The sequence below is a fragment of the Pseudomonas sp. A2 genome (assembly GCF_023100865.1).
Taxonomy (GTDB): Bacteria; Pseudomonadota; Gammaproteobacteria; order Pseudomonadales; family Pseudomonadaceae; genus Aquipseudomonas; species Aquipseudomonas asiatica.
This window is the reverse complement of the sequence record NZ_CP039127.1, coordinates 1,312,860-1,338,422: the sequence shown is the minus strand read 5'-3', so window position 1 is coordinate 1,338,422 and position 25,563 is coordinate 1,312,860. Positions and strand designations below refer to the sequence as shown.

17 protein-coding genes are annotated in these 25,563 nt (G+C 64.1%); 13 read left to right on the top strand and 4 right to left on the bottom strand.

All coding sequences use genetic code 11. The features are described from left to right. The first annotated feature begins 30 nt into the window (after positions 1 to 30). From dapD to E5221_RS06235, 3 genes are all read left to right on the top strand, one after another. Positions 31 to 1,065 carry a 2,3,4,5-tetrahydropyridine-2,6-dicarboxylate N-succinyltransferase gene (gene dapD / locus E5221_RS06245; protein WP_013971245.1) on the top strand — a complete coding sequence of 345 codons (1,035 nt, stop codon included), beginning with the start codon at positions 31 to 33 and terminating at the stop codon, positions 1,063 to 1,065. A 120-nt stretch (positions 1,066 to 1,185) separates the two neighbouring features. Beyond that, positions 1,186 to 2,391 carry a cysteine desulfurase gene (locus tag E5221_RS06240; RefSeq protein WP_182329137.1) on the top strand — a complete coding sequence of 402 codons (1,206 nt, stop codon included), beginning with the start codon at positions 1,186 to 1,188 and terminating at the stop codon, positions 2,389 to 2,391. Next, positions 2,388 to 2,798, top strand: coding sequence for a SufE family protein (locus tag E5221_RS06235; RefSeq protein ID WP_061550983.1), 411 nt, complete (start codon positions 2,388 to 2,390; stop codon positions 2,796 to 2,798). Before E5221_RS06240 ends, E5221_RS06235 begins: the two co-directional genes overlap by 4 nt. A 111-nt stretch (positions 2,799 to 2,909) precedes the next feature. Here the strand turns inward: E5221_RS06235 and tcdA are convergent, their stop codons facing one another. Beyond that, positions 2,910 to 3,719 (bottom strand): tRNA cyclic N6-threonylcarbamoyladenosine(37) synthase TcdA, encoded by an 810-nt coding sequence (gene tcdA, locus E5221_RS06230; RefSeq protein ID WP_162276773.1) that lies wholly within the window; start codon positions 3,717 to 3,719, stop codon positions 2,910 to 2,912. A gap of 119 nt (positions 3,720 to 3,838) precedes the next feature. Between tcdA and E5221_RS06225 the strand changes: the two genes are divergently transcribed. The 4 genes from E5221_RS06225 to E5221_RS06210 all read left to right on the top strand — a co-directional run bounded on the left by E5221_RS06225 (position 3,839) and on the right by E5221_RS06210 (position 8,974). Continuing rightward, the gene (locus E5221_RS06225) at positions 3,839 to 6,430 is read left to right on the top strand and encodes a glycosyltransferase (protein ID WP_061550985.1); all 2,592 of its coding nucleotides are present in this window, start codon (positions 3,839 to 3,841) and stop codon (positions 6,428 to 6,430) included. Between the two features lie 182 nt (positions 6,431 to 6,612). Continuing rightward, positions 6,613 to 7,764, top strand: a complete 1,152-nt coding sequence (gene dapE, locus E5221_RS06220) for a succinyl-diaminopimelate desuccinylase (RefSeq protein ID WP_182329136.1) — start codon at positions 6,613 to 6,615, stop codon at positions 7,762 to 7,764. Then, positions 7,764 to 8,576, top strand: coding sequence for a putative RNA methyltransferase (locus tag E5221_RS06215; RefSeq protein ID WP_025337963.1), 813 nt, complete (start codon positions 7,764 to 7,766; stop codon positions 8,574 to 8,576). The genes dapE and E5221_RS06215 overlap by 1 nt, the downstream gene beginning before the upstream one ends. Positions 8,577 to 8,593: 17 nt before the next feature. Further along, positions 8,594 to 8,974, top strand: a complete 381-nt coding sequence (locus tag E5221_RS06210) for a hypothetical protein (RefSeq protein ID WP_039614802.1) — start codon at positions 8,594 to 8,596, stop codon at positions 8,972 to 8,974. A gap of 153 nt (positions 8,975 to 9,127) precedes the next feature. Here the strand turns inward: E5221_RS06210 and E5221_RS06205 are convergent, their stop codons facing one another. After that, positions 9,128 to 9,337 carry a cold-shock protein gene (locus E5221_RS06205; RefSeq protein WP_003252255.1) on the bottom strand — a complete coding sequence of 70 codons (210 nt, stop codon included), beginning with the start codon at positions 9,335 to 9,337 and terminating at the stop codon, positions 9,128 to 9,130. A 231-nt stretch (positions 9,338 to 9,568) separates the two neighbouring features. On the opposite strand from E5221_RS06205, the gene plsB reads away from it, so the two are divergent. The 5 genes from plsB to E5221_RS06180 all read left to right on the top strand — a co-directional run bounded on the left by plsB (position 9,569) and on the right by E5221_RS06180 (position 14,505). Then, entirely contained in the window at positions 9,569 to 12,055 is a 2,487-nt protein-coding gene (gene plsB, locus E5221_RS06200; protein WP_247847012.1) for a glycerol-3-phosphate 1-O-acyltransferase PlsB, read from the top strand. Between the two features lie 79 nt (positions 12,056 to 12,134). Then, complete coding sequence (locus E5221_RS06195; protein WP_182329133.1) at positions 12,135 to 12,509, top strand: YbaY family lipoprotein; 375 nt, start codon at positions 12,135 to 12,137, stop codon at positions 12,507 to 12,509. A 39-nt stretch (positions 12,510 to 12,548) separates the two neighbouring features. After that, positions 12,549 to 13,262 carry a hypothetical protein gene (locus tag E5221_RS06190; RefSeq protein ID WP_024086392.1) on the top strand — a complete coding sequence of 238 codons (714 nt, stop codon included), beginning with the start codon at positions 12,549 to 12,551 and terminating at the stop codon, positions 13,260 to 13,262. Between the two features lie 121 nt (positions 13,263 to 13,383). Beyond that, positions 13,384 to 13,782 (top strand): YbaY family lipoprotein, encoded by a 399-nt coding sequence (locus E5221_RS06185; protein WP_015269180.1) that lies wholly within the window; start codon positions 13,384 to 13,386, stop codon positions 13,780 to 13,782. Positions 13,783 to 13,815: 33 nt separating this feature from the next. Then, positions 13,816 to 14,505: a DUF4197 domain-containing protein gene (locus E5221_RS06180; RefSeq protein WP_015269179.1), complete on the top strand. Its 690-nt coding sequence runs from the start codon at positions 13,816 to 13,818 to the stop codon at positions 14,503 to 14,505. A gap of 131 nt (positions 14,506 to 14,636) precedes the next feature. Here the strand turns inward: E5221_RS06180 and E5221_RS06175 are convergent, their stop codons facing one another. Together E5221_RS06175 and E5221_RS06170 are read right to left on the bottom strand one after the other, a co-directional pair. Then, complete coding sequence (locus E5221_RS06175) at positions 14,637 to 17,702, bottom strand: efflux RND transporter permease subunit (RefSeq protein ID WP_247847010.1); 3,066 nt, start codon at positions 17,700 to 17,702, stop codon at positions 14,637 to 14,639. A gap of 6 nt (positions 17,703 to 17,708) precedes the next feature. Then, entirely contained in the window at positions 17,709 to 18,809 is a 1,101-nt protein-coding gene (locus E5221_RS06170) for an efflux RND transporter periplasmic adaptor subunit (protein ID WP_015269177.1), read from the bottom strand. Between the two features lie 285 nt (positions 18,810 to 19,094). Between E5221_RS06170 and E5221_RS06165 the strand changes: the two genes are divergently transcribed. Then, positions 19,095 to 25,514: a DUF5801 repeats-in-toxin domain-containing protein gene (locus E5221_RS06165; protein WP_247847009.1), complete on the top strand. Its 6,420-nt coding sequence runs from the start codon at positions 19,095 to 19,097 to the stop codon at positions 25,512 to 25,514. Positions 25,515 to 25,563: the final 49 nt, after the last annotated feature.

Below are 25,563 nucleotides of genomic sequence, written 5' to 3'. Positions count from 1 at the left end.
CCCCTACCCTATTTCGCACGAGGTAATCACATGTCCAATACCCTGTTCAGCCTGGCCTTCGGTGTCGGCTCCCAGAACCGCCAGGGCGCCTGGCTGGAAGTGTTCTACGCACAACCGCTGCTCAACCCGAGCGCCGAACTGGTCGCTGCAGTAGCCCCTGTTCTCGGTTACCAAGGTGGCAACCAGGCCATCGCCTTCAGCAACGCCCAGGCCGCGCAACTGGCCGAAGCCGTGAAAGGTGTGGATGCCACCCAAGCCGCCCTGCTGACCCGCCTGGCCGAAAGCCACAAGCCGCTGGTCGCCACCCTGCTGGCCGAAGACGCCGCGCTGACCTCGACGCCAGAGGCCTACCTCAAGCTGCACCTGCTGTCGCACCGCCTGGTCAAGCCGCACGGCGTGAGCCTCGCTGGCATCTTCCCGCTGCTGCCGAACGTGGCCTGGACCAACCAGGGCGCGGTCGATCTGGCCGAACTCGCCGAACTGCAACTGGAAGCGCGCCTGAAGGGCGAGCTGCTGGAAGTGTTCTCGGTGGACAAGTTCCCGAAAATGACCGACTACGTGGTCCCGGCCGGCGTGCGTATCGCCGACACTGCCCGCGTGCGCCTGGGCGCCTACATCGGCGAAGGCACCACCATCATGCACGAAGGCTTCGTCAACTTTAACGCCGGCACCGAAGGCCCGGGCATGATCGAAGGCCGCGTTTCCGCTGGCGTATTCGTCGGCAAGGGCTCGGACCTGGGCGGCGGCTGCTCGACCATGGGCACCTTGTCCGGTGGCGGCAACATCGTCATCAAGGTTGGCGAAGGCTGCCTGATCGGCGCCAACGCCGGTATCGGCATTCCGCTGGGCGACCGCAACACCGTCGAAGCCGGCCTGTACATCACCGCCGGTACCAAGGTGAACCTGCTGGACGAGAACAACCAGCTGGTCAAAGTAGTCAAGGCCCGCGACCTGGCCGGCCAGACCGACCTGCTGTTCCGCCGCAACTCGCTGAACGGCGCGGTGGAGTGCAAGACCCACAAGTCGGCCATCGAGCTGAACGAGGCGCTGCACGCGCACAACTGAGAACCCTTCAACCGCTGCCGGAGCGAGCTTGCTCGCGAACAGCGGATTCTCAGCGTTTGAAATGTTAAGATCGGGTCTGGCACCACGCCAGACCCGATTTTCATTCCAGGCCCCGCGACCATGTTTCAGCCCTCCCCCTGGCGTGCCGATTTTCCCGCCATCGCCGCCCTGCAACGGCAGCACCAGACCTACCTGGACAGCGCCGCCACCACCCAGAAGCCGCAAGCCCTGCTCGATGCCCTTAGCCATTACTACGGCCATGGCGCAGCCAACGTGCACCGTGCCCAGCACTTGCCCGGCGCACTGGCGACCCAGGCCTTCGAAACCAGCCGCGACAAGGTTGCCGCCTGGCTCAATGCGGCAGACTCGCGGCAGATCATCTTCACCCACGGTGCCACTTCGGCGCTGAACCTGCTGGCCTATGGCCTGGAACACCGCTTCGAGGCCGGTGACGAAATTGCCGTCAGTGCCCTGGAGCACCATGCCAACCTGCTGCCCTGGCAACAGCTGGCGCGCCGGCGCAACCTGCGCCTGGTGGTGCTGCCGCTGGACGCCCATGGCCGCATCGACCTGGACCAGGCGCTGCAACTGATCGGCCCGCGCACCCGGGTGCTGGCGGTGAGCCAGCTGTCCAACGTACTGGGTACCTGGCAGCCGCTGCCGGCGCTGCTGGCCCATGCCCGCGCCCAAGGCGCACTGACCGTGGTCGACGGTGCCCAGGGCGTGGTGCATGGCCGCCATGATGTGCAGCAGCTTGGCTGCGACTTCTATGTGTTCTCCAGCCACAAGCTGTACGGCCCGGAAGGCGTCGGTGTGCTGTACGGCCGCAGCCAGGCGCTGGAACTGCTGCACCACTGGCAGTTCGGTGGCGAGATGGTGCAACTGGCCGAATACCACAGCGCCAGCTTCCGCCCGGCGCCGCTGGGGTTCGAGGCAGGCACGCCGCCGATCGCCGGGGTGATCGGCCTGGGTGCAACCCTGGACTACCTGGCCAGCCTCGATGCCCAGGCGCTCGAATCCCATGAAACCAGCCTGCACCAGTACCTGCTGCGTGGCCTGGCGGACCGCGATGGCGTGCGCATCCTGGGCACGCCACAGGCGGCCCTTGCCAGTTTCGTCATCGACGGCGTGCATAACGCCGACATCGCCCACCTGCTGACCGAGCAAGGCATTGCCGTGCGTGCCGGGCACCACTGTGCCATGCCGCTGCTGCAGGGCCTGGGCCTGGAGGGTGCGATCCGCGTGTCATTGGGGCTGTATAACGACAGCGATGACTTGCAGCGCTTCTTCGCGGCGCTGGATCAAGGCCTGGAGCTGTTGCGATGACCCTGCCGGATCAGGCGCGCCAGGCGCTGGAAGCTTTCGAGCAGGGCAAGGGCTGGGAACAGCGTGCGCGGCTGCTGATGCAGTGGGGCGACCGGATGGAACCGCTGGCTGACACTGAAAAGACCGAGGCCAACCGGGTACATGGCTGCGAAAGCCTGGTATGGCTGGTGGCCGAGCAGGTCGAGGGCCTGTGGCGGTTCAAGGCCAGCAGCGATGCACGCCTGTTGCGTGGGCTGCTGGCGTTGTTGCTGGTGCGGGTGCAGGGATTGGCCAGTGAAGAACTCGCCGGGCTCGATCTGCGTGAGTGGTTCACTCAGCTGGGCCTGGAGCGCCAGCTTTCGCCATCGCGCAGCAATGGGCTGCATGCGGTGTTGCAGCGGATGGCGGAGCTGGCGTCCAACCGTTGAATCGGTGCTGGCCTCTTCGCGGGCTCGCCCGCTCCCACAGGACCTTCACCTTTCTGGAGAGAGATGCAGTACCTGTGGGAGCGGGCAAGCCCGCGAAGAAGCCCACGCGGTCTATTCAGGCTTGACCCGCTCCGAAGGCCGCCGCGCCCCCGCTACCAGTTTTTCCACCGCCTTGCTCGCCGCCACCATGCCAAAGGTCGCGGTCACCATCATCACCGCGCCAAAGCCACCCGAGCAGTCCAGCCGCACGCCCTCACCCACGAAGCTTTTCTGCAGGCAAACGCTGCCATCGCCCTTGGGGTAGCGCAGCTGTTCGCTGGAGAACACGCATGGCACGCCATAGTTGCGGCTGACATTGCGCGAGAAGTTGTAGTCGCGACGCAGGGTGGAACGCACCCGCGAGGCCAGCGGGTCGTTGAAGGTCTTGTTCAGGTCGGCGATCTGGATCTGTGTCGGGTCGATCTGCCCACCGGCACCACCCGTGGTGACGATGGCGATCTTGCGCCGCCGGCACCAGGCAATCAGCGCCGCCTTGGCCATGACGCTGTCGATGCAGTCGATCACACAGTCGAGGTTCTCGGTAATGTACTCGACCATGGTGTCGCGGGTGACGAAGTCGGCCACTGCATGCACCGTGCACGCCGGGTTGATCGCCCGCAGGCGCTCGGCCATGACCTCGACCTTGGGCCGCCCCACCTGCCCATCCAGCGCATGGGCCTGGCGGTTGGTGTTGCTGACGCACACGTCGTCGAGGTCGAACAGGGTGATCTCGCCCACGCCACTGCGGGCCAGCGCTTCCGCCGCCCACGAGCCTACCCCGCCAATACCGACCACGGCCACGTGGGCCTGGCCCAGACGGTGCAACCCCTGGTCGCCATACAGCCGGGCAACGCCGGCGAAGCGTGGATCTTCTGTGCTCATGTTCATACCCCAAAAAACCGGCGCGCATTATATGCCAGCGGGCCCATGGCCTGCATCGTTAGGAAAGAGACTATCAACCCTGCTTTAATGTCCTATCACTTCGACACATATGGACGACAATGTCTTCACGTAAATTCGGCCTGAACCTGGTCGTGGTCCTGGCCATCGCCGCGTTGTTCACCGGGTTCTGGGCGCTGATCAACCGCCCGGTCTCCGCCCCCGCCTGGCCAGAACAGATCTCTGGATTCTCGTATTCACCGTTCCGTCTGGGCGAAAGCCCGCAGAAGGGCCAGTACCCCAGTGACGACGAGATGCGCCAGGACCTGGAGCAGTTGAGCAAACTGACCGACAGCATCCGGATCTACACCGTGGAGGGCACCCAGGCGGATATCCCGCGCCTGGCCGAGGAATTCGGCCTGCGGGTGACGCTGGGCATCTGGATCAGCCCGGACCTGGAGCGCAACGAACGCGAAATCGCCACGGCCATTCAGCTGGCCAACACCTCGCGCAGCGTGGTACGGGTTGTGGTCGGCAACGAGGCACTGTTCCGCGAAGAAGTCACCCCGGAAAACCTGATCAAGTACCTGGACCGGGTACGCGCAGCGGTCAAGGTGCCGGTGACCACCAGTGAGCAGTGGCACATCTGGAAGGAAAACCCGCAGCTGGCCAAGCACGTCGACCTGATTGCCGCGCACATCCTGCCGTACTGGGAGTTCGTGCCGATGAAGGATTCGGTCGAGTTCGTGCTCGACCGCGCCCGCGAACTGAAGCACCAGTTCCCGCGCAAACCCCTGCTGCTGTCGGAAGTCGGCTGGCCGAGCAACGGCCGCATGCGCGGCGGCGCCGATGCCACCCAGGCTGACCAGGCCATCTACCTGCGTACCCTGGTCAACACCCTCAACCGCCGTGGTTACAATTACTTCGTCATCGAAGCCTACGACCAGCCGTGGAAGGCCAGCGACGAAGGCTCGGTAGGCGCCTACTGGGGCGTGTACAACGCCGAACGCCAGCAAAAATTCAACTTTGACGGCCCGGTGGTGGCGATCCCGCAATGGCGCGCCCTGGCGGTGGCCTCGGTAGTGCTGGCGATGATCGCCCTGATGGTACTGTTCATCGACGGTTCGGCCCTGCGCCAGCGCGGCCGCACCTTCCTGACCTTCATCACCTTCCTGTGCGGGTCGGTGCTGGTATGGATCGCCTACGACTACAGCCAGCAATACAGCACCTGGTTCAGCCTGACCGTAGGCGTGCTGCTTGCCCTCGGCGCGCTGGGCGTGTTCATCGTGCTGCTGACCGAGGCCCACGAACTGGCCGAGGCAGTATGGATACACAAGCGCCGGCGCGAATTCCTGCCGGTGCAGGCCGATAGCGCCTACCGGCCCAAGGTATCGGTGCATGTGCCGTGCTACAACGAGCCGCCGGAGATGGTCAAACAGACCCTCGATGCCCTGGCCGCGCTGGATTACCCAGACTACGAAGTGCTGGTGATCGACAACAACACCAAGGACCCGGCCGTGTGGGAGCCGCTCAAGGCCCATTGCGAGAAGCTCGGCGAGCGCTTCAGGTTCTTCCACGTCGCGCCCCTGGCCGGTTTCAAGGGCGGCGCACTGAACTACCTGATCCCGCATACCGCCAAGGACGCCGAAGTGATCGCGGTGATCGACTCGGACTACTGCGTCGACCGCAACTGGCTCAAGCACATGGTGCCGCACTTCGCCGACCCGAAGATTGCCGTGGTGCAGTCGCCGCAGGACTACCGCGACCAGCACGAAAGCGCCTTCAAGAAGCTGTGCTACAGCGAGTACAAGGGCTTCTTCCACATCGGCATGGTCACCCGCAACGACCGTGACGCGATCATCCAGCACGGTACCATGACCATGACCCGCCGCAGCGTGCTGGAAGAGCTGGGCTGGGCCGAGTGGTGCATCTGCGAGGACGCCGAACTGGGCTTGCGGGTATTCGAGAAGGGCCTGTCGGCCGCCTATGCCCACAACAGCTACGGCAAGGGCCTGATGCCCGACACCTTCATCGACTTCAAGAAGCAACGCTTCCGCTGGGCCTACGGCGCCATCCAGATCATCAAGCACCACGCCAGCGCCCTGCTGCGCGGCAAGGGCAGCGAGCTGACCCGCGGCCAGCGCTACCACTTCCTGGCCGGCTGGCTGCCGTGGATCGCCGATGGCATGAACATCTTCTTCACCATCGGTGCGCTGCTGTGGTCGGCGGCGATGATCATCGTGCCGCACCGGGTCGACCCACCGCTGATGATCTTTGCCATTCCGCCGCTGGCACTGTTCTTCTTCAAGGTCGGCAAGATCATCTTCCTCTACCGCCGCGCGGTAGGGGTGAACCTGAAAGATGCCTTTGCTGCGGCGCTGGCCGGGCTGGCACTGTCGCATACCATCGCCAAGGCGGTGCTGTACGGGTTCTTCACCAGCAGCATGCCGTTCTTCCGCACACCGAAGAACGCCGACAGCCACGGGCTGCTGGTGGCGATTTCCGAGGCGCGGGAAGAGCTGTTCATCATGTTGCTGCTGTGGGGCGCAGCGCTGGGCATCTACCTGGTACAGGGGCTGCCGAGTTCGGACATGCGCTTCTGGGTGGCGATGTTGCTGGTGCAATCGTTGCCTTATGTGGCGGCGCTGGTGATGGCGTTCCTGTCTTCGCTGCCCAAGCCTGGGGAAAAGGCCGCCGAGCCACAGCAGGCCTGAGATTGCCGGGGCTGCTTTGCAGCCCATTCGCGGGCACGCCCGCTCCCACAGGTACTGCATGGCTCTGAATGCCGGTGACAGACCTGTGGGAGCGGGCGTGCCCGCGAATGGGCCGTGCCGCCTGAAACCATTTGATATAAGATAACGCCCTCAGATTTCCCCGCCTTGCCCCGGAGTTCCCCATGACGGCCCCTGCCGAGCTCTCGCCTACCCTTCAACTGGCCTGCGACCTGATCCGTCGCCCCTCGGTCACCCCCGTCGACGCCGACTGCCAGGCGCAGATGATGAACCGCTTGGGCGCCGTAGGCTTCCAGCTCGAGCCGATGCGCATCGAGGACGTCGACAATTTCTGGGCCACCCACGGCAGCCAGGATGGCCCGGTGCTGTGCTTCGCCGGCCACACCGACGTGGTACCCACCGGCCCGGTGCAGCAATGGCAGCATGAGCCGTTCGAAGCGCTGATCGACGCCGACGGCATGCTCTGCGGTCGTGGCGCCGCCGACATGAAAGGCAGCCTGGCGTCCATGGTAATTGCCAGCGAGCGCTTCGTGCAGGACTACCCGGACCACCGCGGCAAGGTCGCGTTCCTGATTACCAGCGACGAGGAAGGCCCGGCCCACCATGGCACCAAGGCCGTGGTCGAGCGCCTGAAAGCACGCAACGAGCGCCTGGACTGGTGCATCGTCGGCGAACCCTCCAGCACCACCCTGCTGGGTGACGTGGTCAAGAACGGCCGCCGTGGCTCGCTGGGCGCCAAGCTGACCGTGCGCGGCAAGCAGGGCCATGTGGCCTACCCGCACCTGGCGCGCAACCCGATCCACCTCGCCGCTCCGGCCCTGGCGGAACTGGCGGCCGAGCACTGGGACGAAGGCAATGCGTTCTTCCCGCCGACCAGTTTCCAGATCTCCAACCTCAATTCCGGCACCGGCGCCACCAACGTGGTCCCCGGCGAGCTGACCGCCCTGTTCAACTTCCGTTTCTCTACCGAGTCCACCGTCGAAGGCCTGCAGGCGCGGGTGTCGGCGATCCTCGACAAGCATGAGCTGGACTGGTCGATCGACTGGGCGCTGTCGGGCCTGCCGTTCCTTACCGAACCGGGCGAATTGCTGGACGCCGTCTCGGCCAGCATCAAGGGCGTCACCGGCCGCGACACCCATCCGTCGACCAGCGGCGGTACCTCCGATGGGCGCTTCATCGCCACCATGGGCACCCAGGTGGTCGAGCTCGGCCCGGTCAACGCCACCATCCACCAGGTGGATGAGCGGATCCTGGCCAGCGATCTCGACCTGCTGACCGAAATCTATTACCAGACCCTGGTCCGGTTGCTCGCCTGATGCTCGCCTGCCCTCTCTGCCAGGCGCCACTGAGCCGGCTCGACAACGGTGTGGTGTGCCCGGCCGGCCACCGCTTCGACCGGGCCCGCCAGGGTTACCTGAACCTGCTGCCGGTGCAGCACAAGAACAGCCGCGACCCGGGTGACAACCAGGCCATGGTCGAAGCCCGCCGCGATTTCCTCGACGCCGGCCACTACGCGCCGGTGGCGCGCCGCCTGGCCGAGCTGGCCGCCGAACGCCAGCCCGGGGCCTGGCTGGACATCGGCTGTGGCGAGGGTTACTACACCGCGCAGATCGCCCAGGCCCTGCCGGCCGCCGACGGCTACGCCCTGGACATCTCCCGTGAGGCGGTCAAGCGTGCTTGCCGCCGAGCGCCCGAGGTTACCTGGATGGTCGCCAGCATGGCCCGCGTGCCGCTGGCCGACGCCAGCTGCCAGTTCATCGCCAGCGTGTTCAGCCCGCTGGACTGGGCCGAGGCCAAGCGCCTGCTCAGCCCGGGCGGCGGCCTGATGCGGGTCGGCCCCACCAGCGGCCACCTGATGGAACTGCGCGAAGTGCTCTACGATGAAGTACGCCCTTACGCCGACGACAAACACTTGGCCCTGGTCCCCGAAGGCATGGCCCATGCCCACAGCGAAACCCTGGAGTTCCGCCTGAGCCTGGCCGCGCCCAAGGCCCGCGCCGACCTGCTGGCCATGACCCCGCACGGCTGGCGTGCCAGTGCCGAAAAGCGTGCCCGGGTGATCGACCAGCCCGAGCCGTTCGAGGTCACGGTTTCAATGCGTTATGACTATTTCGTGCGCCAAGACTGAGCACACCCGGAGCCCTTATGCGCCAACCTGATATCGAGATCTACCTGAAGGACGCCGACGTCGACCACAAGCAGATTGCCGAGTGGCTCGCCCAGGCAATCGGCCCCTGCAGCGAATGGAAGCAGAAAGGCCATACCTTCAAATGCCAGGCCGGTAACATTCCGGTCACCTGGTTACCCAAGGCTGTAGGGAAATGGAACAGCCTGTACCTGGAAAGCGACCAGACGCCGTGGGCCGATGACGTTGCCTGCGCCCGCGCCGCATTTGCCGCACTGGGCGTGGAAGTGCGCTGCGCGCCAGGTGGCTGGGTGGAGGAAGATGGGGAAGAAGATGCCGACCGCTGGGTCCGCATCAGCGCCGACGGTGAAGAGGAAATCACCTGGCGCACCGGAGGTTGATTCCTGTAGGAGCGGCCTTGTGTCGCGAAGGGCCGCAAAGCGGCCCCCTGACAATGGCGGCACGGCACCTGTTGCCGGGGCCGCTACGCAGCCCTTTCGCGACACAAGGCCGCTCCTACACAAGCCGCGTCAGCCGGCCATTACAGCAGAGGCTCAGAGGCCTACCACGTCCTCGGCTTGCAGGCCTTTCTGGCCCTGCACGCAGGCGTATTCCACCCGCTGACCTTCGACCAGGGTACGATGCCCCTCACCGCGGATCGCCCGATAGTGGACGAATACATCCGCACCACCTTCGCGCTGAATGAAGCCATAACCCTTGGCATCGTTGAACCACTTTACATTCCCAGTCTCACGAGACGACATCTGAACTACTCCGGATTTTTATTGTGAAGATCGCCTTGCAGACACAGAGTCCCTCCCTGTGTCGACTCCGCTTGCGCAAATATCTTGCAAGTGGCAGGCCGAGTATATGACACAGAACAAAAAAATTTGATGACCGTCGCGCCGTTCGGCGATTTTTGCTGAACTTGCGCGGATACGGCAGACTAATTGGCTGGATACCCACCTGAAAACCACCCCCAGGGCACACACCCCATGACCCGTTCCCCCCTGCGCCGCCTGATCTTCGGCGCCCTGCGTCGCCTGTTGTACCTGTGGGTGCGCTCCGAGACCATCAACCAGTCTTCCCTCACCCTCAAGCTCGACCGCAGCCGGCCGGTGTTCTATGCCTTGCCCTCGCCCGCGCTCACCGACCTGGTCGTGCTCGACCATGAATGCACCAAGGCGGGCCTGCCGCGCCCGGTGCTGCCGGTGGCGGTTGGCCCGCTGCAGGAACCTGCGGCATTCTTCTACCTCACCCCGGACCCGGACTGGCTCGGCCGCCATGACAAGCGCGGTGCCCCACCCATCCTGGAGCGCCTGGTCACCGCCGTCAGCCAGCATGCCGAAGAGGATGCGCAGATCATTCCGGTCAGTGTGTTCTGGGGGCAGACCCCGGCAAGTGAATCCAGCCCGTGGAAGTTGCTGTTCGCCGACAGCTGGGCGGTTACCGGGCGCCTGCGCCGGCTGCTGACCGTACTGATCCTCGGGCGCAAGACCCGGGTGCAGTTCTCCGCGCCCATTCACCTGCGCGAACTGGTACAGCACAACAAGGGCCACGAACGCACCGTACGCATGGCCCAGCGCCTGATGCGCGTGCACTTTCGCAACCTGAAGACCGCAGTCATCGGCCCGGACATCTCGCACCGACGCAACCTGGTCAAAGGCCTGATCCACGCGCCCCAGGTGCGCCAGGCCATCGTCGATGAGGCGCAGCGGGAAAACCTGCCGCTGGCCAAGGCCGAAGCCCAGGCCCTGCGCTATGGCAACGAGATTGCCTCGGACTACACCTACACCGCGATCCGCTTCCTCGAAGTAGTGCTGAGCTGGTTCTGGAACAAGATCTACGACGGCATCAAGGTCAACCACATCGAGCAGGTGCAAGGCATCGCACCCGGCCACGAAGTGATCTATGTGCCGTGCCACCGCAGCCACATCGACTACCTGCTGCTGTCGTACCTGCTGTTCCGCAACGGCCTGACGCCGCCGCACGTGGCCGCGGGCATCAACCTCAACATGCCACTGGTGGGTAACCTGCTACGCCGTGGCGGCGCCTTCTTCATGCGCCGCACGTTCAAGGGCAACCCGCTGTACACCGCGGTCTTCAACGAGTACCTGCACACCCTGTACACCAAGGGCTTTCCGGTCGAGTACTTCGTCGAAGGCGGGCGCTCGCGCACCGGGCGCATGCTGCAGCCGCGCACCGGGATGCTGGCCATTACCCTGCGCAGCTTCCTGCGTTCGTCGCGTACGCCGATCGTTTTCGTGCCGGTTTACATCGGCTACGAGCGCGTGCTCGAAGGCCGAACCTACCTGGGCGAGCTGCGCGGTGCCAGCAAGAAGAAAGAGTCGATCTTCGATATCTTCAAGGTGTTCGGCGCGCTCAGGCAGCGATTTGGCCAGGTGTACGTGAACTTTGGCGAGCCGATCCGCCTGGCCGGTTTCCTCGACCAGCAACAACCCGGCTGGCGTGAACAGGACCACGGTCCGCAGTACCGCCCGGCCTGGCTCAACGCCACCACCACCCGCCTGGGCGAAACCGTTGCTCGCCACCTCAACGAGGCGGCCGCTATCAACCCGGTCAACCTGGTGGCGCTGGCGCTGCTGTCCACCAGCCGCCTGGCCCTGGACGAGCGCGCCCTGACCCGCGTGCTCGACCTGTACCTGGCCTTGCTGCGCCAGGTACCCTACTCGCCGCACACCACCCTGCCCGACGGCGACGGCCAGGCGCTGATCGAGCATGTGCGCGGGATGAACCTGGTGGCCGAGCAGAAGGACGCCCTGGGCCGCATCCTGTACCTGGATGAAGGCAACGCGGTACTGATGACCTATTACCGCAACAACGTGCTGCACATCTTCGCCCTGCCGGCGCTGCTGGCCAGCTTCTTCCTCAGCAGCTCGCGCATGAGCCGCGAACTGCTGGGCCAGTATGTACACGCGCTGTATCCCTACCTGCAGGCCGAACTGTTCCTGCGCTGGACGCCGGAACAACTGGACGCGGTGATCGACCAGTGGCTGGCCGCACTGGTCGAGCAAGGGCTGCTGCGCCAGGACAACGCCATCTACATTCGCCCGGCGCCCAGCTCGCGGCAGTTCGTGTTGCTGACCCTGCTCGCCCGCACTATCACCCAGACCCTGCAGCGTTTCTACATGGCCACCTCGCTGTTGCTCAACAGCGGGCAGAACAGCCTCAGCGCCGAAGAACTGGAAGACCTGTGCGTGATGATGGCCCAGCGCCTGTCGATCCTGCACGGCCTGAACGCCCCGGAATTCTTCGACAAGACCCTGTTCCGCCACTTCATCCAGACCTTGGTCGAGCAAGGCGTGCTGCATGCTGACGCCCAGGGCAAGCTCGGTTATCGCAACAAGCTCGGTGAGCTGGCCGAAGGCGTGGCCAAACGCGTGCTTTCTGCGGAACTGCGCCTGTCGATCCGCCAGGTGGCATTGCACCGCGATGAGCCTGCGGAGGTTATACAGCGGTAGCTTTTCAGGCTGCTCTCAGCCCTTGGGAGGGATCAGGATCACGGTGTTCTTCAGCACATCCCTCTCAAGGAGCACCAACATGACTCAAATGAAAAGGCTGGACGTTGAAATCGTTTCCTCTGGCGATAACACGCTCGCACCGTCCGGCCTGGTTGAATTGAAGCTGATCGATATTTCGAAGGCAGATGCGCGCTCCATCAGCCTTGCCGAGTTGCGTCTGCGCTGTGGCGGCCTGATGCCGATCAAACTGCCGCTGACGTTTGATACCAGCCTTATCGAGCCACGCCGCAGCTATGCCCTCGCCGCGCGCATCGAGATAGACGGCCAACTGCGCTACATCACCACCAGCCGTCACTCGATAGAACCAGCCACGGTATCGGGTACACAACGGGTGACTGTCGACCAGATTGCCACCGAAAACGGTCGCCAGTTCAGCGACAACCTCGCTGACTGACTGGCGCCTGTCCCCATGACCGAACCGAGGAAAACCAACATGCTACCCGCCAACTTCATCGAGATCCGCGGGACCGTGCTTGTCCCGTCGTGCATCCATACAGCTGAAGGCGCACCGCACCTTGGCGTACGCGTACAGTTGGGCACGGATGAGAACAAGATCATCCTGGCCGCCTGGGGGTGCCAGACGCTTGGCGTCGCAATGCCCTTCAACTTGCTGCTGGACCGCAATAGCCTGCCGGAAGGTGCCGAACCAACGCTAGTAGCCAGTTATGGTGTTGGCGTCAATGAAGAGCCAAACGGCTTGAGCCTGTCGATGCCACTTGCAATCGACCAGCCTGAGCCAAACCCTCCCATGGTACTGAGGATACCCGCCCAGCCTGGCGAGCAAAGTCAGCAGCCCCTGTCGCCCGCGATCATCGAGATGAAGAACATCATCGAGATTCCCGAAGAGTTGCTAAGGCCACAGGCGCTGATGACGTTCGGCCTGTATCGGACCCAGGAAGACGGTTACAGCAACAGAAGCTCCAGCTACATTGCCGGTGCCGCCCTGTGGCCGACACAGGGACCAGTGACGCTTACCACGTACCTGGATGGCAACACAGTCAATGACGACGAACCCTTGCATCTGCGCGTGGCCTACTACGACCCACATACCATGACCCCGTACGCCGGGAGAACGCTGCGCGGCCTGACCCTTCAAAGCGTTACCGAACTGGAGGCAATCAGCCTGCGACCGCCGCGCCGCAGCTGAATATTGCGCTTCGCCTTGCTCTCCCCCTCTTTGTCGCATCTTCATCAAGGACCCACCAGAAGAAATCCGCTAAAGTCCCTGGGGTTGGCCACAAGCCAACGCCAAGGACTTCGGAGATACCATGAAAAAGCTCTTTATGCTGTGTTGCGCATCCTTGCTCGCAGCCTGCTCCAGCCACACCCCGTCCAACCAGGCCAGCCTGGATGGCGAAGTCTTCTACCTGCAACGCAGTGCCCTGCCACCGGCCGCAACCCTCAGCGTGGAGCTGCAGGACGTCTCGCTGATGGACGCCCCAGCGGTTACCCTGGCCCGCCAGGCTGGCCCGGTCAAAGGCAACGTACCGCTGCCATTCCACCTCATCTACGACCCGGCCCAGGTCAAGCCAGGCCACCGCTATGCGGTAAGCGCGCGCATCGAGCTGGACGGCAAGCTGCTGTTCATAAACACCGAGCACCACGGTGTCATGCTCGACGGCAGTGACCCTCAGCCCGTGCGGATCAAGGTCGATCCGGTCCGCTGACACCCGTATTCATCTGTTTACAAGGAAAGCTTCATGATCCGCACTTCCCTGCGCTTCACCACCCTGTGTGCCGGCCTGCTGCTGTCGGCCAGTGCCCTGGCCCTGTCGCTGGGCGATCTGACCCAGAAAGACGCCACTGGCGGCCTGAAGGATGCCTTGACCCAAGGCGCACAATTGGCCGTCAAGCAGCTGAGCACCCCGGGCGGCTTCAGCGACAACCCCGACGTGCGCATCGAACTGCCTGGCAACCTGGGCAAGGCCGCCAAGGCGATGAAGATGTTCGGCAAGGGTGAACAGGTCGAGGCCTTGGAAACCAGCATGAACAAGGCCGCCGAGGCTGCCGTGCCGCAGGCCCAGGCGATTCTGGTAGATGCCGTGAAGAACATGAGCGTGACCGATGCCAAGGGCATCCTCGCCGGCGGTGACGACTCGGCCACCCAGTACCTGAACAAGAGCAGCCGCGAGCAGATCCGCGCCAAGTTCCTGCCGATCGTCAAGCAGGCTACCGACAAGGTTGGCCTGGCTCAGCAGTACAACAACTTTGCCGGGCAGGCAGTGGCGTTGGGTGTGGTCGATGCCAAGAGCGCCAGCATCGAGAACTACGTGACTGAAAAGGCACTGGATGGCCTGTTCGAGATGATTGCCAAGCAGGAGCAGAGCATTCGCCAGAACCCGGCTGAAGCGGCTACCAGCCTGGCCAAGAAGGTCTTCGGCGCCCTCTGAATCCCGGTTGTCGCAAATCCTTGTAGGAGCAGCCTTGTGCTGCAAAGAGACCGGGGCAGCACATGAAAATTCATGTTGCCGTGCCGGCCTCTTCGCAGCACAAGGCTGCTCCTACAGTGCGATGACAGCCGCTAGGCTTTCTTCACCCTGAACCAAGCCGCATACAACGCCGGCAGGAACAGCAGGGTAAGCACGGTGGCCACGATCAACCCGCCCATGATCGCCACCGCCATCGGCCCGTAGAACACACTGCGCGACAACGGGATCATCGCCAGCACCGCCGCCAACGCAGTCAGCACGATCGGGCGGAAGCGCCTCACCGTGGCTTCGATGATCGCTTGCCAGCGATCCAGCCCCGCCGCGATGTCCTGCTCGATCTGGTCCACCAGGATCACCGAGTTGCGCATGATCATCCCCGCCAGGGCAATGGTGCCAAGCATGGCGACAAAGCCGAACGGCTGGCGGAATACCAGCAAGAACAAGGTCACGCCAATCAACCCCAGCGGCGCCGTGAGGAACACCATCACCGTGCGCGAGAAGCTGCGCAGCTGGATCATCAGCAAGCTCAGCACCACCACCACGAACAGCGGCATGCCGGCATTCACCGACTTCTGCCCGCGCTCGGAGTCCTCGACCGTGCCGCCCACTTCCAGCAAATAACCATCCGGCAGCTTGGCACGAATGTCACGCAGGGTCGGTTCTATCTGTTTCACCAGCGTCGCCGGCTGCTCCTTGTCGTAGATATCGGCGCGCACGGTCACCGTCGGCAAGCGGTTACGGTGCCAGATGATGCCCTCCTCGAAGCCGTACTCCAGGGTCGCGACCTGCGACAACGCCACGCTCTGGCCATTGTCGGTCGGCAGTGCCAAGCTGCCGAGGTTGCCCAGCTCGCTGCGTTCCTGCCGGGTGCCGCGCAGCAGGATCTCGATCAACTCGTTGTCCTCGCGATACTGGCTGACCGTGGTGCCGGTCAGCGAGCTTTGCAGGAAGCTCGACAGGTGAGCGGTGCTCACGCCCAAGGCGCGGGCGCGGTCCTGGTCGATTTCGAGGAACACCGCCTTGCTCGGCTCTTCCCAGTCCAGGTGCACGTTCACCACATGCGGGTTCTGGCGCACCTTGTCGGCCACTTCACGGGCCAGCGCACGGGCCTTCTCGATGTGCTCGCCAGTCACCCGGAACTGCACTGGGTACCCCACGGGCGGGCCGTTTTCCAGGCGGGTGACCCGGGCACGCAGGTCGGGGAACTGGTGATCCATGGTGCTGATCAGCCAGCTGCGCAGGCGCTCGCGGTCTTCCATCGACTTGGCCAGTACCACGAACTGGGCGAAGCTGGCCGCCGGCAGCTGCTGGTCCAGTGGCAGGTAGAAACGCGGCGAACCGGTGCCCACGTAGGCCACATAATTGTCGATACCTTCCTGCTGCTTGAGCAACGCCTCCAGTTGCTTGACCCGCTCGGCGGTGTTGGCCAGCGAGGCACCCTCGGCCAGTTTCAGGTCGACCATCAACTCCGGGCGCCCTGAGGCCGGGAAGAACTGCTGGGGCACGAAACGGAACAGCAGGATACTGCCGACAAAGGCGGCAACGGTCAGCAGGATCACCGTCTTGCGCCGCCGCACGCACCACTCCACCACACGCCGTACACGCTGGTAGAACGGTGTGGCGTAAGGGTCTGGCGCGTGGCCGTCCTTGCCATGACGGGAGGCATGCAGCTTGGCCAGGTCCGGCAGCAGGCGCTCGCCCAGGTAAGGCACGAATACCACGGCGGCCACCCAGGAGGTCAGCAAGGCAATGGTCACCACCTGGAAAATCGAACGGGTGTACTCGCCCGTACTGGAGGCCGCCGTGGCAATGGGCAGGAAGCCCGCCGCCGTGATCAGGGTGCCGGTAAGCATCGGGAACGCGGTGCTGCTCCAGGCGTAGCTGGCCGCCTTGAGGCGGTCGTAGCCCTGCTCCATCTTGATCGCCATCATCTCCACGGCAATGATCGCATCATCGACCAACAAGCCCAGGGCCAGCACCAGCGCGCCGAGGGAGATCTTGTGCAGGCCGATACCGAAGTAGTGCATGGCGGCGAAGGTCATGGCCAGCACCAACGGGATGGCCAGCGCCACCACCAGCCCCGTGCGCAGGCCCAACGAGAAGAAACTCACCAGCAGCACGATGACCAGCGCCTCGACCAGCACCTGGACAAACTCGCCCACGCCGGCCTTGACCGCCGCCGGCTGGTCCGAGACCTTGCGCAGTTCCATGCCGGCCGGCAGGCTGCGTGCCAGGCGCTCGAACTCGCTTTCCAATGCCTTGCCCAGCACCAGGATGTCGCCGCCGTCCTTCATCGAAACCGCCAGGCCAATGGCATCCTCGCCCATGAAGCGCATGCGCGGTGCGGGCGGGTCGTTGAAGCCGCGGTGCACCTCGGCCACATCGCCGATACGGAAGGTGCGTTCAGCTATGCGGATGGGGAACTGGCGGATCTGCTCGACGCTGTCGAAGCGCCCGCTCACCCGCAGTTGCAGGCGCTCGCTGGGCGTTTCGAAGAAACCGGCGGTGCTGACCGCATTCTGCTCCTGCAGGGCCTGCTGCACGGCCTCCAGCGGCACGCCGAGGGTGGCCAGCTTGACGTTGGATAGCTCGATCCAGATTTTCTCGTCCTGCAGCCCGATCAGCTCGACCTTGCCCACGTCCTTGACCCGCTGCAACTGGATCTGGATACGGTCGGCATAGTCCTTGAGCACCGCGTAGTCGAAGCCCTCACCGGTCAGTGCATAGATATTGCCGAAGGTGGTGCCGAACTCGTCATTGAAGAACGGGCCCTGGATCTCCGGCGGCAAGGTGTGGCGGATGTCCGCGACCTTCTTGCGGATCTGGTACCACAGCTCGGGGATGTCCTTGGAATGCAGCGAGTCGCGGGCCATGAAGGTGACCTGCGATTCGCCCGGGCGGGAGAACGAGACGATCCGCTCGTACTCGCCGGTTTCCATCAGCTTTTTTTCGATGCGCTCGGTGACCTGACGCGACACTTCCTCAGCGGTGGCACCGGGCCACAGGGTACGAATGACCATGGCCTTGAAGGTGAACGGCGGGTCCTCACTCTGGCCGAGCTTGGTGTAGGACATGGCGCCAATGGCCGCCAGCAGGATCATCAGGAACAGGACGATCTGGCGGTTGCGCAGCGCCCAGGCAGAAAGGTTGAAACCCATCGGGACTTACTCCTTGGCCGTCAGGTTCACTACGCGGTTGGTACGGTCCACGGGGCGTATCTCCTGGCCCTCGCGCAATACATGGCCACCCGCGGCGACAACCCAGTCGCCGGGGGCGAGGCCTTCGAGCACGGGTACGCTGTCGGCGCCGTAGGGCCCCAGGCGCACCACTGCCCGCTCCAGGCGGCTGTCCTTGTTGACCCGCCAGACGTAGGCCTGGCCGTTTTCCGCTGTGACTGCCGACAGGGGCACCGCCAACGGGATCAGCCCTTCGTGGGCGATGAACACCCGGGCGCTCTGGCCCAGCTCCGCCGGGGTGGCGGCCGAGGTAAAGGCGATGCGGGCAGCGAAAGTGCGCGAACGTGGGTCGGCAGCCGGTGACAGCTCGCGGATACGCCCCTGGAAGCGCTCCTGCGGGTGCGACCATAGCTCCACGCTCACCGGCTGGCCCACGGCAAAGCGGGCGAACTGCTGCTCCGGCAGGCCGATGGCGACTTCCCGCTCGCCATCTGCGGCCAGGGTGAACACGGTCTGCCCTGCGCCGACCACCTGGCCCACTTCCACCTGGCGCTTGGCGATCACCCCGGCCTGCGGGGCGCGCAGCACAGCATATTCAGCCTGGTTGCCAGCCACGTCGAACTCGGCCTTGGCCTGTTTCAGCCGGGCCAGGCCGGCACGGTAGAGATTTTCGGCGTTATCGAACTGGGAATGGCTGACCATTTGCCGGTCCAGCAGCTTCTGGTAGCGATCGCGCTCGGCGCGCACCAGCGACAGGTTGGCCTCGGCGGCTGCCAGCTGGGCACGGTTGGCCTCCAGTTGCAGGCGCACATCCTGCGGGTCCAGTTCGGCCAGCGGCTGGTCGGCCTTTACCCGCTGCCCCTCCTCGACCAGGCGCTTGCTGACCTTGCCGCCTATGCGGAAAGCCAGTTCCGGCTCGAAGCGTGCACGCACTTCGCCGGGGTAACTGTCGGCAGCGGCTTCGGCCGGCTGCGGCTGCACCACCAGCGCCGGGCGCGGCGCAGCCGGTGGGGCGGCTTCCTGGCCGCACGCCGCCAGCAACAGCGCGGCAGCGGCAGACAGAGCAATGAACAAGGCATGGCGCAACATGATGAATCCTTTCGCGGAGGGCACATTCAATATTTGTACTGGAGAGTATATTAAGTCAGGCAACGGATGCCGGGAAGAGGTTGCAGCCGAATACGGCAGGCGTGCGTTGAACGGCATGTGACCGTGCGCCTTCGGGCTCCCGGCGCCAGGGCCATATAGTCCGATACTCCCAGTCCGCCTAGGAGTATCAGCCGATGCGCAGCTCATGGCGCTTCGCCATAGTGGAGGTCTATTACAGAGGCCTGTGGTCAGGCCTCGACAACCGGCAGTGCTTGGGAGAGAGCCATGACTATCCGCAAGAAGAATGCCTCGCCAACAGACAAACACGGCAGTTCCACCGGAGATGACCTACCCCCGATCTCCTCACCAACCGTTACCACCGACCAGAGCGACTACAGCCCTGGCAGCACCGCCATCGTCACGGCCAGCGGCTTCGCGGCTGGCAGCACGGTCGCATTCGAGGTGGACCATGTCACTGACGCCGGTGCGGACAAGCTGTGGGGCACCCCCGACGATGTCCTCGCTACCAGCTCCGGTGAGGGTCACACCCCTTGGTACGTGACCGACGGCGGCGCTGGCGATCTCGACGGCGAAGTCAACGGCAGCATCACCACCTCGTGGTACGTCAACCCCGACGACTCGGCCGGCGCCACCTTCCTGCTCAGCGCGACAGCTGCGGGCGCCGACCAGGTCTTCGGCAGCGCCGATGATGTGAGGGCCACGGCCTCGTTCACAGACAGCGCGCCGATCATCACCGCGACCGGTGTGAGCGTGACGCTGGACGAAACGGCCTCATTGCAGAACGGCACAGCTACACCAACCCCGACTTCGGATGCCGACGACAACGACATCCTGGTGGCGTCCCTGCCCTCCGCATTCTCGACCCGCTTGACCACACTGGGGGCCGGTACCCCTGCTGGTGCCGCCTTGAGCGGCTATACCGGCGCCGTCGGCAATACCGGGAGCAATGCGTTCAGCATCACCCCGGTACCGGGAGGCAGCATCACCGACATCAGCTTCACCGACAGCCTTGGCGCGCCCCTCAATGGCTTGGACAGCGGGCTGGATACCCTCGATGGCGTCGACATCCTGCTCTACACCGATACCAACAACAACATCGTGCTGGGCCGGGCTGGCGGGCCAACAGGCGCGATCATCTTCGCGGGCTATATCGAAGAAACCGGATCGCCCGTCAGCGGCGGCAAGATCTGGACGGTGGAATACCAACCGCTGAAGCATCCGGACACGAGCAACCCCGACGACGCACTCAATCTGCTGAACAAGGTGTTCATCGGCACCAGTCAGGACCTGGTATTCAGCCTGGCCAACGCCCCCTCCGGCCAGAACCTGTTCCTGATGTTCACCACCGCGAACCCGACCGTCGTCAATGACGGTGGCATCCTGCGCATCACCGACCCGACGATCATCGCCACCGGGAAGGACCCGGCCGACCAGTCGAGCGGTGCCAACATCACCACGGGCGATACGATCAATACCAGCCAGGCGGGCGGCCCGACCACCTTTGGCACCAACAACCAGATGATCGTGGAACAGGAAGGTATCCGTTTTACCTTCGTCACCGGCGCCCGGCAGGATGTGACCATTCCCAACCTTGACCAGAACGAAGCGGATATCGAAGCTAACGTCGACTTCACCGCCGTCTTCAATGCGAAGTCGGCCACGTTCGATGTAGTGCAGTTGCAAAGCGGCAAGAGCGCCGTGGTCAGGATCAGCGCCTTCAGCACCGCAGCTGAACCTGGCGTGAATTTCGTCAATGGCTACGCCAACGATGCGTCGGTGGAAATCACCAACGTTCGCGTCATCAATATCGCCACCGGGCAAGTGGTCGAGAACTCGGATGGATCGGTGAATGACCCGAGCATCGTCATCAGCTTTGCTTCCGGCGTCGCCACCCTCACCGGCATCAAAGCCGGCCAGAAGATCGAGTACACCACCACACAGGATCACAACCGCGTACTCGTCGAGAACGGGGCCGCCGTCGACGCCAAAGGCAATGAACATGCCGACTTCGATATCGGCGGTTTCATGCTACGCCAGGTCTCTACCGCAACCGCCGAAATCGGCTCCAAAATGAGCTTCGAAGACGATGGGCCCAGTATCAGCGCCACGGGCACGGAACCGGTCCTGACCGTCGATGAAACGGACCTGACGACCAATGCCACGCAAAGCTTCGCCGCCAACTTCACCTCGGCCTTCGGCGCCGATGGTGCCGGTACGCTCACCTACGCCCTCGGCGTGGTGGCCGGCGCCTCCGGCTTGATCGACACGGCCACCGGCGAGGCCGTCAACCTGTCGCTCAACGGCACCGTGGTGGAAGGCCGCACGGCCACCGGCAACCTACTGGTGTTCACCGTCAGCGTCGCCAGCAACGGTTCCGTCACCCTCGACCAGCTCCGTGCCATCGTGCACCCCAATACCAGCGACCCCGATGACTCGAAGACCCTGACCTCCGACAATCTGGTGACATTGACCGCGACCAAGACCGACAAGGACGGCGACAGCGCCCAGGCCACCCTCAACATCGGGCAGAACCTGGTGTTCAAGGATGACGGCCCAAGCATCAGCACTACCGGCACGGAACCGGTCCTGACCGTCGATGAAACGGACCTGACGACCAACGCCACGCAAAGCTTCGCCGCCAACTTCACCTCGGCCTTCGGTGCCGACGGTGCCGGTACGCTCACCTACGCACTCGGCGTGGTGGCCGGCGCATCCGGCCTGACCGACACGGCCACCGGCGAGGCCGTCAACCTGTCACTCAACGGCACCGTGGTGGAGGGCCGCACGGCCACCGGCAACCTACTGGTGTTCACCGTCAGCGTCGCCAGCAACGGTTCCGTCACCCTCGACCAGCTCCGCGCCATCGTCCATCCCGACACTAGCAACCCCGATGACTCGAAGACCCTGACCTCCGACAACCTGGTGACATTGACCGCGACCAAGACCGACAAGGACGGCGACAGCGCCCAGGCCACACTCAACATCGGCCAGAACCTGGTGTTCAAGGATGACGGCCCGAGCATCAGCACCACCGGCACGGAACCGGTCCTGACCGTCGATGAAACGGACCTGACGACCAACGCCACGCAAAGCTTCGCCGCCAACTTCACCTCGGCCTTCGGCGCCGACGGCGCCGGTACGCTCACCTACGCCCTTGGTGTGGTGGCAGGCGCCTCCGGCCTGATCGACACGGCCACCGGCGAGGCCGTCAACCTGTCACTCAACGGCACCGTGGTGGAGGGCCGCACGGCCACCGGCAACCTACTGGTGTTCACCGTCAGCGTCGCCAGCAACGGTTCCGTCACCCTCGACCAGCTCCGTGCCATCGTGCACCCCAATACCAGCGACCCCGATGACTCGAAGACCCTGACCTCCGACAACCTGGTGACATTGACCGCGACCAAGACCGACAAGGACGGCGACAGCGCCCAGGCTACCCTGAACATCGGGCAGAACCTGGTGTTCAAGGATGACGGCCCAAGCATCAGCACCACCGGCACGGAACCGGTCCTGACCGTCGATGAAACGGACCTGACGACCAACGCCACGCAAAGCTTCGCCGCCAACTTCACCTCGGCCTTCGGTGCCGACGGTGCCGGTACGCTCACCTACGCACTCGGCGTGGTGGCCGGCGCATCCGGCCTGACCGACACGGCCACCGGCGAGGCCGTCAACCTGTCACTCAACGGCACCGTGGTGGAGGGCCGCACGGCCACCGGCAACCTACTGGTGTTCACCGTCAGCGTCGCCAGCAACGGTTCCGTCACCCTCGACCAGCTCCGTGCCATCGTGCACCCCAATACCAGCGACCCCGATGACTCGAAGACCCTGACCTCCGACAATCTGGTGACATTGACCGCGACCAAGACCGACAAGGACGGCGACAGCGCCCAGGCCACCCTCAACATCGGGCAGAACCTGGTGTTCAAGGATGACGGCCCAAGCATCAGCACTACCGGCACGGAACCGGTCCTGACCGTCGATGAAACGGACCTGACGACCAACGCCACGCAAAGCTTCGCCGCCAACTTCACCTCGGCCTTCGGTGCCGACGGTGCCGGTACGCTCACCTACGCACTCGGCGTGGTGGCCGGCGCATCCGGCCTGGTCGACACGGCCACTGGCGAGGCAGTCAACCTGTCGCTCAACGGCACCGTGGTGGAAGGCCGCACGGCCACCGGCAACCTACTGGTGTTCACCGTCAGCGTCGCCAGCAACGGTTCCGTCACCCTCGACCAGCTCCGTGCCATCGTGCACCCCAATACCAGCGACCCCGATGACTCGAAGACCCTGACCTCCGACAACCTGGTGACCTTGACCGCGACCAAGACCGACAAGGACGGCGACAGCGCCCAGGCCACACTCAACATCGGGCAGAACCTGGTGTTCAAGGATGACGGCCCAAGCATCAGCACCACCGGCACGGAACCGGTCCTGACCGTCGATGAAACGGACCTGACGACCAACGCCACGCAAAGCTTCGCCGCCAACTTCACCTCGGCCTTCGGCGCCGACGGCGCCGGTACGCTCACCTACGCCCTCGGCGTGGTGGCCGGCGCCTCCGGCCTGATCGACACGGCCACCGGTTCGGCAGTCAACCTGTCGCTCAATGGCACCGTGGTGGAGGGCCGCACGGCTGTCGGCAACCTACTGGTGTTCACCGTCAGCGTCGCCAGCAACGGTTCCGTTACCCTCGACCAGCTCCGCGCCATCGTGCACCCCAACATCAGCGATCCCGATGACTCGAAGACCCTGACCTCCGACAACCTGGTGACCTTAACCGCGACCAAGACCGACAAGGACGGCGACAGCGCCCAGGCCACCCTCAACATCGGCCAGAACCTGGTGTTCAAGGATGACGGCCCAAGCATCAGCACCACCGGCACGGAACCGGTCCTGACCGTCGATGAAACGGACCTGACGACCAATGCCACGCAAAGCTTCGCCGCCAACTTCACCTCGGCCTTCGGCGCCGACGGCGCCGGTACGCTCACCTACGCCCTGGGTGTGGTGGCCGGCGCCTCCGGCCTGATCGACACGGCCACCGGCGAGGTCGTCAACCTGTCGCTCAACGGCACCGTGGTGGAGGGCCGCACGGCTGTCGGCAACCTACTGGTGTTCACCGTCAGCGTCGCCAGCAACGGTTCCGTTACCCTCGACCAGCTCCGCGCCATCGTGCACCCCAACATCAGCGATCCCGATGACTCGAAGACCCTGACCTCCGACAACCTGGTGACCTTGACCGCGACCAAGACCGACAAGGACGGCGACAGCGCCCAGGCCACACTCAACATCGGCCAGAACCTGGTGTTCCACGATGATGGACCAACACTTGCCTTCGGCAACCTGATCGGGACCGGAAGTATCCTGCCGCAATATGGGTTCTGGGACAGTACGATCGGCGCCGACGGCCTGGGGGCTACCGGTCTGGACATTTCGCTGGTGGGCGGCCAATTCACTTTGGTCAGGCCAGACAACACCACCACGACCGGCACCGGCACACTCACCGAGACGTCGCCTTCACCCGACGCCAATGGTGCGTTCCACTTCACTGGCACCTTGACCGGGGACTTCGACAATAACGCCACAACGGCCAACACCACGATCGACTACACGCTGACGGCCTTTGCCAATGGCAGCTATACACTGGATCTGGTGCAAGGCTTCAGTTCGATCACCACGCTCAGCAGTGCCGACGGCTCGCTCGATGCCGGCGGCCCGGACCCTGTGCGCACCTTGCTGATCCCTAAAACGAATGACCCGACCATTCCATCGGCATCCGAGGAGATCGTGTTCTTCTCCGCCAAAGCACTCGCCTCGACGGCAGACATCTTCACCGGCATAGGCCTCGGGGCCCCCGACCCGACCGAAGCCTCGCTGCAGACCAATCCCCTGCCGTCGTATATCGACCCCGCGTCGATGAACGTCAGCACGTCCGGTATCGGCGTCGCCAACAACCTGTTCCAGGGCGACAACCTGGCGGCGATCAGCGCCGCCGATGAGAGCTTCGTGATCAACCCGGAGACGCTGCTGACGGGCATGAAGGTCTTCATCGACAACTCCGTAGGGGGCTACAACACCGCGACCGAGGACCTGTACTACCGGATCTACTACGCGAATGGGACGACATCGAACCTGACCGAGGTGAATACCCTGACACCAGAGGCTGGCGGTCAGGTGTCGTTCCTGATCCAGAAGGAAGGTTCGTCACTGATTGACGCAGTGCAACTGACGATGGCGCGAGGCGACATCAAGATCCCGGTGATCGAGTTCATCAAGGAAACCGAGAACCTGGCCAGCGACGTCAAATTGCAGTTCAGTGCGACGCTGACGGACAAAGATGGCGACTCCGCGAGTAGCACGTTCGACGCCAATCTGTTCGCCAACGAACCCGAAAACGCACCGTTCGACTTCACCCTGGTTGGCACGACTGGCCAGCGCGATGCCTTCAACGTCGACCTGTCGACCGATCAGCTCCTCTACCAGGTCAGCGGGTTCGATGCTGGCGCGGGGCAACGAGACACACTGGTGCTCAATGGCGATCCAAATGCCGTCGTCCAGCCGATCGACAACAATGGCGCAGACAGCATCGTGACCATTGCCGAATCCGGCGGGCAGACGACGACCATCACCCTGGTCGGGGTCGATATCTTCAACAGCGACATCTTCAACGGCAGCGCCTGAAACACTGCGTACGTGAAACCTGCGAGGGTGGCCTGGAAACCACCCTCGA

Excerpts from the sequence above, each read along its gene's own strand:
- dapD (WP_013971245.1), top strand. The coding sequence starts at position 31 with ATGTCCAATACCCTGTTCAGCCTGGCCTTCGGTGTCGGCTCCCAGAAC.
- E5221_RS06240 (WP_182329137.1), top strand. The coding sequence starts at position 1,186 with ATGTTTCAGCCCTCCCCCTGGCGTGCCGATTTTCCCGCCATCGCCGCC.
- E5221_RS06235 (WP_061550983.1), top strand. The coding sequence starts at position 2,388 with ATGACCCTGCCGGATCAGGCGCGCCAGGCGCTGGAAGCTTTCGAGCAG.
- tcdA (WP_162276773.1), bottom strand. The coding sequence starts at position 3,719 with ATGAGCACAGAAGATCCACGCTTCGCCGGCGTTGCCCGGCTGTATGGC.
- E5221_RS06225 (WP_061550985.1), top strand. The coding sequence starts at position 3,839 with ATGTCTTCACGTAAATTCGGCCTGAACCTGGTCGTGGTCCTGGCCATC.
- dapE (WP_182329136.1), top strand. The coding sequence starts at position 6,613 with ATGACGGCCCCTGCCGAGCTCTCGCCTACCCTTCAACTGGCCTGCGAC.
- E5221_RS06215 (WP_025337963.1), top strand. The coding sequence starts at position 7,764 with ATGCTCGCCTGCCCTCTCTGCCAGGCGCCACTGAGCCGGCTCGACAAC.
- E5221_RS06210 (WP_039614802.1), top strand. The coding sequence starts at position 8,594 with ATGCGCCAACCTGATATCGAGATCTACCTGAAGGACGCCGACGTCGAC.
- E5221_RS06205 (WP_003252255.1), bottom strand. The coding sequence starts at position 9,337 with ATGTCGTCTCGTGAGACTGGGAATGTAAAGTGGTTCAACGATGCCAAG.
- plsB (WP_247847012.1), top strand. The coding sequence starts at position 9,569 with ATGACCCGTTCCCCCCTGCGCCGCCTGATCTTCGGCGCCCTGCGTCGC.
- E5221_RS06195 (WP_182329133.1), top strand. The coding sequence starts at position 12,135 with ATGACTCAAATGAAAAGGCTGGACGTTGAAATCGTTTCCTCTGGCGAT.
- E5221_RS06190 (WP_024086392.1), top strand. The coding sequence starts at position 12,549 with ATGCTACCCGCCAACTTCATCGAGATCCGCGGGACCGTGCTTGTCCCG.
- E5221_RS06185 (WP_015269180.1), top strand. The coding sequence starts at position 13,384 with ATGAAAAAGCTCTTTATGCTGTGTTGCGCATCCTTGCTCGCAGCCTGC.
- E5221_RS06180 (WP_015269179.1), top strand. The coding sequence starts at position 13,816 with ATGATCCGCACTTCCCTGCGCTTCACCACCCTGTGTGCCGGCCTGCTG.
- E5221_RS06175 (WP_247847010.1), bottom strand. The coding sequence starts at position 17,702 with ATGGGTTTCAACCTTTCTGCCTGGGCGCTGCGCAACCGCCAGATCGTC.
- E5221_RS06170 (WP_015269177.1), bottom strand. The coding sequence starts at position 18,809 with ATGTTGCGCCATGCCTTGTTCATTGCTCTGTCTGCCGCTGCCGCGCTG.
- E5221_RS06165 (WP_247847009.1), top strand. The coding sequence starts at position 19,095 with ATGACTATCCGCAAGAAGAATGCCTCGCCAACAGACAAACACGGCAGT.